Source organism: Lysinibacillus agricola, assembly GCF_016638705.1.
GTDB lineage: Bacteria > Bacillota > Bacilli > Bacillales_A > Planococcaceae > Lysinibacillus > Lysinibacillus agricola.
Map to the genome: position 1 here is coordinate 113,121 of NZ_CP067341.1, position 9,380 is coordinate 122,500.

Here is a 9,380-nt window from a genome sequence, read left to right on the forward strand (position 1 = left end):
AAGCATTAACGATAGATATTTATATAGAGGAACAGTTGAAAACCTCTAGAAGGAGGAAAACAACGTTGAGTCAGACAACTGAGAAGCCGTTTCAAATTGGCGACATTGTCATGGACAACCGTGTCGTATTAGCGCCAATGGCTGGAATTTGTAACTCTGCTTTCCGTTTAACTGTCAAGGAATTCGGAGCAGGGCTAGTATATGCAGAAATGATTAGTGATAAAGGGATTGTCCAGAAGAACGAAAAAACACTAGGCATGCTTTATATCGATGAGCGTGAAAATCCACTTTCATTGCAAATTTTCGGTGGTGATAAGTCCACATTAGTGGAAGCGGCCAAGTATGTAGATGAAAATACAACTGCCGATATTATCGATATTAATATGGGCTGCCCAGTTAATAAAATTATTAAATGTGAAGCGGGCGCTCGTTTACTTTTAGACCCGAATAAATTATATGAAATGGTAGCGGCTGTTGTAGATGCTGTAAAAAAACCTGTCAGCGTAAAAATGCGTATTGGTTGGGATGACGAGCATATCTTTGCTGTTGAGAACGCACAAGCTGCTGAACGTGCTGGTGCTTCAGCAATAGCTGTTCATGGACGTACACGTGTACAAATGTACGAAGGTAAAGCAAATTGGGATATCATTCGTCAAGTAAAGGAAAATGTAAATATCCCTGTGCTTGGTAATGGTGATGTAGAAACTCCTCAAGATGCAAAACGTATGCTTGATACTACTGGGGTAGATGCAGTAATGATTGGTCGCGCTGCTTTAGGTAATCCATGGATGATTTATCGTACGGTTCAATACCTAGAAACTGGTGAGTTAAAGGAAGAGCCGAGTGTACGTGAAAAAATTGATGTGTGTTTACTTCACTTTGAACGCCTTATGCAATTAAAAGGCGAAGGTGTGGCAGTACGTGAAATGCGTAAACATGCTTCGTGGTATTTAAAAGGTATTCGCGGTAACGGTAAGGCTCGTAATGCGATCAACCAAACAGAAACTGCGTCAGATCTTCGTGCACTATTAAATGGACTTGTAGAAGAATATGAAGAACGCGAATCTAAATTAATAGTACCAGAAGAGAAAGAATTAATTATTTAATATATTGAATAGACGTCTCATTGCTTGTTTTGAGACGTCTATTTTTCTGCGAACTTTAATTTTTAGAATTGTTAATCATTTCTTCTGTTATGGAAATTAAACCGAAACAGATGATTACGGCAATAAAATTGTGTACAATAGAAATATTATGGACGTAAACGCAACACGGACAATTTAATAAGGAGTGAAACAAGTGTCAAACATAGAAGAATTAAATGATCAGCTTTTGGTGAGACGCCAAAAAATGACAGCTATTCGAGAAAATGGTCAAGATCCATTTGGTAGTCGTTTTGAACGTACGCATTTGTCACCAGAAGTACGTGAACAATTTGCAGATCAAACAAAAGAGCAGCTAGAGGAAAACCTACAAGAGGTGATTATCGCGGGTCGTATTATGACGAAACGTGGTAAAGGAAAAGCTGGCTTTGCACATATTCAAGATCTAGGTGGCCAAATTCAAATTTACGTTCGTCAGGATCACGTTGGCGAAGAAGCATATGAATTATTTAAACAAGCTGACCTAGGAGATATCGTAGGGATTCGTGGTAATGTATTCCGAACACAAGTGGGAGAGCTTTCAGTAAAAGCTGAAGAATTTACATTCTTATCAAAAGCGCTACGCCCTATGCCAGAAAAATTCCATGGCTTACAAGATGTTGAACAACGTTACCGTCAACGTTATTTAGACTTAATGACGAATGAGGATAGTAAAACAACATTCATTACACGTTCTAAAATTATCCGTGCTATTCGCAACTATTTAGATAACGCAGGATATTTAGAAGTAGAAACACCAATGCTTCATACAATAGCTGGTGGTGCAGCGGCTCGTCCATTTATCACACACCACAATGCACTTGATATGGAATTATACATGCGTATCGCTATTGAGCTGCATTTGAAACGTCTAATTGTTGGTGGATTAGAGAAAGTGTATGAAATTGGTCGTGTTTTCCGAAATGAAGGGATCTCAACACGCCACAATCCTGAATTCACAATGATAGAGCTATATGAAGCTTATGCAGACTACAAAGATATTATGTCTCTAACAGAAAACCTTATTGCCCATGTAGCTCAAGAAGTTTTAGGTACTACTACAGTTCAATACGGTGAAGATGAAATTGATCTTGCTGTAGGCTGGAAACGAGTTCATATGGTAGACGCAGTAAAAGAAGCTACAGGTGTAGACTTCTGGCAACCTATGACGAAGGAACAAGCTCAAGCACTTGCTAAAGAGCATGGAGTAGAAGTTAAAGAAACACATGAGGTAGGACATATTATTAACGAGTTCTTCGAGCAAAAGATTGAGGAAACGCTTGTTCAGCCTACATTTGTTTATGGTCATCCAGTAGAAATCTCACCTCTAGCAAAGAAAAACCCAGAGGACGAGCGTTTCACAGACCGTTTCGAACTATTCATCGTTCGACGCGAGCATGCAAATGCCTTTACAGAACTAAATGATCCTATTGACCAACGTGAGCGCTTTGAAGCTCAGTTAGTTGAAAAAGCTGCCGGTAATGATGAAGCACACGAAATGGACAATGATTTCATTGAAGCATTAGAATACGGTATGCCTCCAACAGGTGGATTGGGTATTGGTATCGACCGTTTAATCATGCTTCTTACAAATTCACCATCAATTCGTGACGTATTATTATTCCCAACAATGCGTCATATTACTAAATAGAAAAAAGAATTGCTTTATTCGGGCAATCGTTAATAAGCAGGAGTCGAGGTGCAGGATAAGCACTAAGGCTCCTGTTTTGCATTTGAGCGATGAATTAGTATGACTTGGTTAATGTTCGAAAAGTTTAAATTGAAAAGAATTAAGAAGATAGTTTAAATGGTCAATGAATATAGGGTATACTTTTAGAGTTCTATGATTTGTAGATAAAGTAGAAATAGACATTAACAGAAGTTTTATTGGGGGTTTATAATGAATTATAAAATCATTAACAAACAAGTATTTGAACAGGCGCAGGTACGTTCAGTTTCAGATGTTCCATTAACTGAAGAAGAACTTGAAAATGGTATGAAATTAGCAGTTTCTAAGTTAGATGCGACCCTTACTTTATATTTAGTGGATATAAACGGTCAGAGGAAATTCGACGTCCGTTGGGATGATTCTTCCGAAGTTTTCAGCGGCTGGTATTCAGCGTGGGATAATTTCTCTTGGTGCCTAGATATAGTTGGTAAACAAAACAATTAATTAAAATAGTAGGCTCTTTAATATTGAAGTTTAATTAAGCATCCATTAAAGAGAACATACTATTATACTGATTTCTTTTTCCTTATTACTATGGAGCAGAACAATAAAATGCTGCTTGAGATAAAAAGTGGCGGCGGAGTATGGTGAAAGAATCGGTTCATTAAAAAGGGACAAGCTGGATAGGCAGGGGTCGAGGTGCAAGAGATGCACTTTGGCTCCTGTTTTCAAGATTGTGTATTTGTTAGGGCAATGCGTAAATGATGTGTGAGAAGGCTGTTAGTGTGTTCTAGGTGTGTGAAAGAGTAGCTGGCTGGCACCTTTGATGCCGTATCTTCATTCAGTAAATGTTTTTGTAGCGAAAGTAAGCGTCAATCACAAATGTTTTTTGTAACGTAAGTGAAAATTTCAGTTACTGAAGTCTCCCGCCTCTGTAGATGGTGAGATGAATGCGGATGTGGTCCCTTTGCAGCGGGTGTTCAACCACCTACTGTAATAGAGGAACTCGGTCGAAGAACACAATATGCAAAGCTAAGCGACAGCTACAATTACGCCAAGGCATAATTGATAAAGGACTATATTTTGATTAGAAATAAGGATATTCTTTATTTAGTTTATTGAGATTTATGAGAAAGAGATGTATAGTAAAACAAATAAAGTCGTAGCTAGAAGATTACGAGAGTTATTTAGTGCTCGAAAAATCATAAAATAGCTTACTAATTCAAGATGTTTAAAAAAAGATGATTTTATAGCAAAAAAACACTTGCGGATGTATTGGAATCGTGATAAATTATTACTTGTCGTTAAGACGACGCAAGAAACAAAAACGGATTCAGAAAAACATCGAACAAAGATGTTGACATTGAAATCCGAGAGTGATATTATTTAAGAGTTGTTGCTTTTGAGATGAGATGAAAAACTTCTTAAAAAGAGTTGACAACAAAAAACAAGAAATGTTATACTAATAGAGTTGCTGAAATAAAACGGCAACGAAATGAACCTTGAAAACTGAACAAGCAAAACGTAATCAACAAAGTTTTTAGTAGCTAACCTTGAGTTGGTGAACGAAACAAAATTTTGGACATCAAACATGATGCCAGCAAAACAATTTGAGCTAATCAAATTTCTTTTTATGGAGAGTTTGATCCTGGCTCAGGACGAACGCTGGCGGCGTGCCTAATACATGCAAGTCGAGCGAACAGAGAAGGAGCTTGCTCCTTTGACGTTAGCGGCGGACGGGTGAGTAACACGTGGGCAACCTACCTTATAGTTTGGGATAACTCCGGGAAACCGGGGCTAATACCGAATAATCTGTTTCACCTCATGGTGAAATACTGAAAGACGGCATCTCGCTGTCGCTATAAGATGGGCCCGCGGCGCATTAGCTAGTTGGTGAGGTAACGGCTCACCAAGGCAACGATGCGTAGCCGACCTGAGAGGGTGATCGGCCACACTGGGACTGAGACACGGCCCAGACTCCTACGGGAGGCAGCAGTAGGGAATCTTCCACAATGGGCGAAAGCCTGATGGAGCAACGCCGCGTGAGTGAAGAAGGTTTTCGGATCGTAAAAACTCTGTTGTAAGGGAAGAACAAGTACAGTAGTAACTGGCTGTACCTTGACGGTACCTTATTAGAAAGCCACGGCTAACTACGTGCCAGCAGCCGCGGTAATACGTAGGTGGCAAGCGTTGTCCGGAATTATTGGGCGTAAAGCGCGCGCAGGCGGTCCTTTAAGTCTGATGTGAAAGCCCACGGCTCAACCGTGGAGGGTCATTGGAAACTGGGGGACTTGAGTGCAGAAGAGGAAAGTGGAATTCCAAGTGTAGCGGTGAAATGCGTAGAGATTTGGAGGAACACCAGTGGCGAAGGCGACTTTCTGGTCTGTAACTGACGCTGAGGCGCGAAAGCGTGGGGAGCAAACAGGATTAGATACCCTGGTAGTCCACGCCGTAAAACGATGAGTGCTAAGTGTTAGGGGGTTTCGCCCTTAGTGCTGCAGCTAACGCATTAAGCACTCCGCCTGGGGAGTACGGTCGCAAGACTGAAACTCAAAGGAATTGACGGGGGCCCGCACAAGCGGTGGAGCATGTGGTTTAATTCGAAGCAACGCGAAGAACCTTACCAGGTCTTGACATCCCGTTGACCACTGTAGAGATATAGTTTTTCCCTTCGGGGACAACGGTGACAGGTGGTGCATGGTTGTCGTCAGCTCGTGTCGTGAGATGTTGGGTTAAGTCCCGCAACGAGCGCAACCCTTGATCTTAGTTGCCATCATTTTAGTTGGGCACTCTAAGGTGACTGCCGGTGACAAACCGGAGGAAGGTGGGGATGACGTCAAATCATCATGCCCCTTATGACCTGGGCTACACACGTGCTACAATGGACGATACAAACGGTTGCCAACTCGCGAGAGGGAGCTAATCCGATAAAGTCGTTCTCAGTTCGGATTGTAGGCTGCAACTCGCCTACATGAAGCCGGAATCGCTAGTAATCGCGGATCAGCATGCCGCGGTGAATACGTTCCCGGGCCTTGTACACACCGCCCGTCACACCACGAGAGTTTGTAACACCCGAAGTCGGTGGGGTAACCTTTGGAGCCAGCCGCCGAAGGTGGGATAGATGATTGGGGTGAAGTCGTAACAAGGTAGCCGTATCGGAAGGTGCGGCTGGATCACCTCCTTTCTAAGGATATTTTTCGGAATACAAACCTAGGGTTTGTAAGATTACGTTTTGCGTTCAGTTTTTGAAGGTTCATTCTTCCGAATGAAATACTTCAAAAACTTGTTCTTTGAAAAACTGGATAAAACGACATTGAAATTGTAACAAACACATTTATTTTTTTAAGTTTTTTTATAGGCTTAATAACTTGGTTAAGTTATTAAGGGCGCACGGCGAATGCCTTGGCACTAGGAGCCGAAGAAGGACGGCACTAACACCGATATGCTTCGGGGAGCTGTAAGTGAGCTTTGATCCGGAGATTTCCGAATGGGGAACCCACTACGTTTAATCGCGTAGTATCTTGACGTGAATTCATAGCGTCTTGAAGGCAGACCCAGGAACTGAAACATCTAAGTACCTGGAGGAAGAGAAAGAAAAAAATCGATTCCCTGAGTAGCGGCAGAGCGAAACAGGGAAGAGCCCAAACCAAGAGGCTTGCCTCTTGGGGTTGTAGGACACTCTATACGGAGTTACAAAAGAACGAGTTAGATGAAGCGACTTGGAAAGGTCCGCCAGAGCAGGTAAAAGCCCTGTAGTCGAAAGTTCGTTCTCTCCAGAGTGGATCCTGAGTACGGCGGAACACGTGAAATTCCGTCGGAATCCGGGAGGACCATCTCCCAAGGCTAAATACTACCTAGTGACCGATAGTGAACCAGTACCGTGAGGGAAAGGTGAAAAAGCACCCCGGAAGGGGAGTGAAAGAGATCCTGAAACCGTGTGCCTACAAGTAGTTAGAGCCCGTTAATGGGTGATAGCGTGCCTTTTTGTAGAATGAACCGGCGAGTTACGATTACGTGCGAGGTTAAGCTTTTAGAAGGCGGAGCCGCAGCGAAAAGCGAGTCTGAATAGGGCGAAATAGTACGTGGTCGTAGACCCGAAACCAGGTGATCTACCCATGTCCAGGGTGAAGGTGAGGTAACACTTACTGGAGGCCCGAACCCACGCACGTTGAAAAAGTGCGGGGATGAGGTGTGGGTAGCGGAGAAATTCCAATCGAACCTGGAGATAGCTGGTTCTCTCCGAAATAGCTTTAGGGCTAGCCTCGTGATGAGAATACTGGAGGTAGAGCACTGTTTGGACTAGGGGGCCATCCCGGTTTACCGAATTCAGACAAACTCCGAATGCCAGATATTTATACACGGGAGTCAGACTGCGAGTGATAAGATCCGTAGTCAAAAGGAAACAGCCCAGACCACCAGCTAAGGTCCCAAAGTAATCGTTAAGTGGAAAAGGATGTGGCGTTGCACAGACAACCAGGATGTTGGCTTAGAAGCAGCCATCATTTAAAGAGTGCGTAATAGCTCACTGGTCGAGTGACGCTGCGCCGAAAAATGTATCGGGGCTAAAACGATTCACCGAAGCTGTGGATTGACATCTATGATGTCAGTGGTAGGAGAGCGTTCTAAGTGCGTTGAAGTCAGACCGGAAGGACTGGTGGAGCGCTTAGAAGTGAGAATGCCGGTATGAGTAGCGAAAGACGGGTGAGAATCCCGTCCACCGTATGACTAAGGTTTCCTGAGGAAGGCTCGTCCGCTCAGGGTTAGTCGGGACCTAAGCCGAGGCCGATAGGCGTAGGCGATGGACAACAGGTTGATATTCCTGTACCACCTCCTCACCGTTTGAGAAATGGGGGACGCAGTAGGATAGGGTAAGCGCGCCGTTGGTTGTGCGCGTCCAAGCAGTAAGGCGTGTGTGTAGGCAAATCCGCACACTATAACGTTGAGCTGTGATGGCGAGTCCGTATGGACGAAGTTCCTGATTTCACACTGCCAAGAAAAAGCCTCTATCGAGGTGAGAGGTGCCCGTACCGCAAAACCGACACAGGTAGTCGAGGAGAGAATCCTAAGGTGTGCGAGAGAACTCTCGTTAAGGAACTCGGCAAAATGACCCCTGTAACTTCGGGAGAAGGGGTGCTCTTGAGCGTGCAAGCGCATGAGAGCCGCAGTGAATAGGCCCAGGCGACTGTTTAGCAAAAACACAGGTCTCTGCAAAACCGTAAGGTGACGTATAGGGGGCTGACGCCTGCCCGGTGCTGGAAGGTTAAGAGGAGTGGTTAGCGCAAGCGAAGCTGCGAATTGAAGCCCCAGTAAACGGCGGCCGTAACTATAACGGTCCTAAGGTAGCGAAATTCCTTGTCGGGTAAGTTCCGACCCGCACGAAAGGCGTAACGATCTGGGCACTGTCTCAACGAGAGACTCGGTGAAATTATAGTACCTGTGAAGATGCAGGTTACCCGCGACAGGACGGAAAGACCCCGTGGAGCTTTTACTGTAGCCTGATATTGAATTTTTGGTACAACTTGTACAGGATAGGTAGGAGCCAGAGATCTCGGAGCGCCAGCTTCGAAGGAGGCGTCGGTGGGATACTACCCTGGTTGTATTGAAATTCTAACCCATGCCTCTTAGCGGGGCAGGGAGACAGTGTCAGGCGGACAGTTTGACTGGGGCGGTCGCCTCCTAAAAAGGTAACGGAGGCGCCCAAAGGTTCCCTCAGAATGGTTGGAAATCATTCGTAGAGTGTAAAAGGCACAAGGGAGCTTGACTGCGAGACCTACAAGTCGAGCAGGGTCGAAAGACGGGCTTAGTGATCCGGTGGTTCCGCATGGAAGGGCCATCGCTCAACGGATAAAAAGCTACCCCGGGGATAACAGGCTTATCTCCCCCAAGAGTCCACATCGACGGGGAGGTTTGGCACCTCGATGTCGGCTCATCGCATCCTGGGGCTGTAGTCGGTCCCAAGGGTTGGGCTGTTCGCCCATTAAAGCGGTACGCGAGCTGGGTTCAGAACGTCGTGAGACAGTTCGGTCCCTATCCGTCGTGGGCGTAGGAAATTTGAGAGGAGCTGTCCTTAGTACGAGAGGACCGGGATGGACACACCGCTGGTGTACCAGTTGTCTTGCCAAAGGCATCGCTGGGTAGCTATGTGTGGACGGGATAAGTGCTGAAAGCATCTAAGCATGAAGCCCCCCTCAAGATGAGATTTCCCATTACGCAAGTAAGTAAGATCCCTCAAAGACGATGAGGTAGATAGGTTCGAGGTGGAAGTGTGGTGACACATGGAGCTGACGAATACTAATCGATCGAGGACTTAACCAAAATGTTTGAAGCAATCAATGCGCCGTTTATCCAGTTTTGAAAGAACAAGAAAGTTTTAAAAAAGCTTGCAATTATAACGAAATGTGTTATAATGAATCTTGTCTTTAAAATAGTCTAGTGATGATGGCAAAGAGGTCACACCCGTTCCCATACCGAACACGGAAGTTAAGCTCTTTAGCGCCGATGGTAGTTGGGGGCTTCCCCCTGTGAGAGTAGGACATCGCTAGGCATAATACCCAGGAGGATTAGCTCAG

At 44.6% G+C, this 9,380-nt stretch carries 3 protein-coding genes, 1 tRNA gene and 3 rRNA genes (1 of these 7 only partly in view); all 7 read left to right on the plus strand.

The features are described from left to right. Window positions 1-65 precede the first annotated feature (65 nt). Window positions 66-1,106: a tRNA dihydrouridine synthase DusB gene (gene dusB / locus FJQ98_RS00545; protein WP_053594137.1), complete on the plus strand. Its 1,041-nt coding sequence runs from the start codon at window positions 66-68 to the stop codon at window positions 1,104-1,106. A 184-nt stretch (window positions 1,107-1,290) separates the two neighbouring features. After that, window positions 1,291-2,793, plus strand: a complete 1,503-nt coding sequence (gene lysS / locus FJQ98_RS00550; RefSeq protein ID WP_198926864.1) for a lysine--tRNA ligase — start codon at window positions 1,291-1,293, stop codon at window positions 2,791-2,793. A 249-nt stretch (window positions 2,794-3,042) separates the two neighbouring features. After that, window positions 3,043-3,315: a hypothetical protein gene (locus FJQ98_RS00555; protein WP_053594139.1), complete on the plus strand. Its 273-nt coding sequence runs from the start codon at window positions 3,043-3,045 to the stop codon at window positions 3,313-3,315. Window positions 3,316-4,441: 1,126 nt separating this feature from the next. After that, a 16S ribosomal RNA gene (locus FJQ98_RS00560) occupies window positions 4,442-5,995 on the plus strand. 186 nt (window positions 5,996-6,181) lie between these two features. Then, window positions 6,182-9,126, plus strand: a 23S ribosomal RNA gene (locus FJQ98_RS00565). A 113-nt stretch (window positions 9,127-9,239) separates the two neighbouring features. Beyond that, window positions 9,240-9,355: ribosomal RNA gene (gene rrf / locus FJQ98_RS00570) — 5S ribosomal RNA — on the plus strand. Together the 16S, 23S and 5S rRNA genes with 1 tRNA gene alongside form the textbook arrangement of a ribosomal RNA operon. A 10-nt stretch (window positions 9,356-9,365) precedes the next feature. Beyond that, window positions 9,366-9,380, plus strand: a tRNA-Val gene (locus FJQ98_RS00575); it runs 61 nt beyond the window's last position.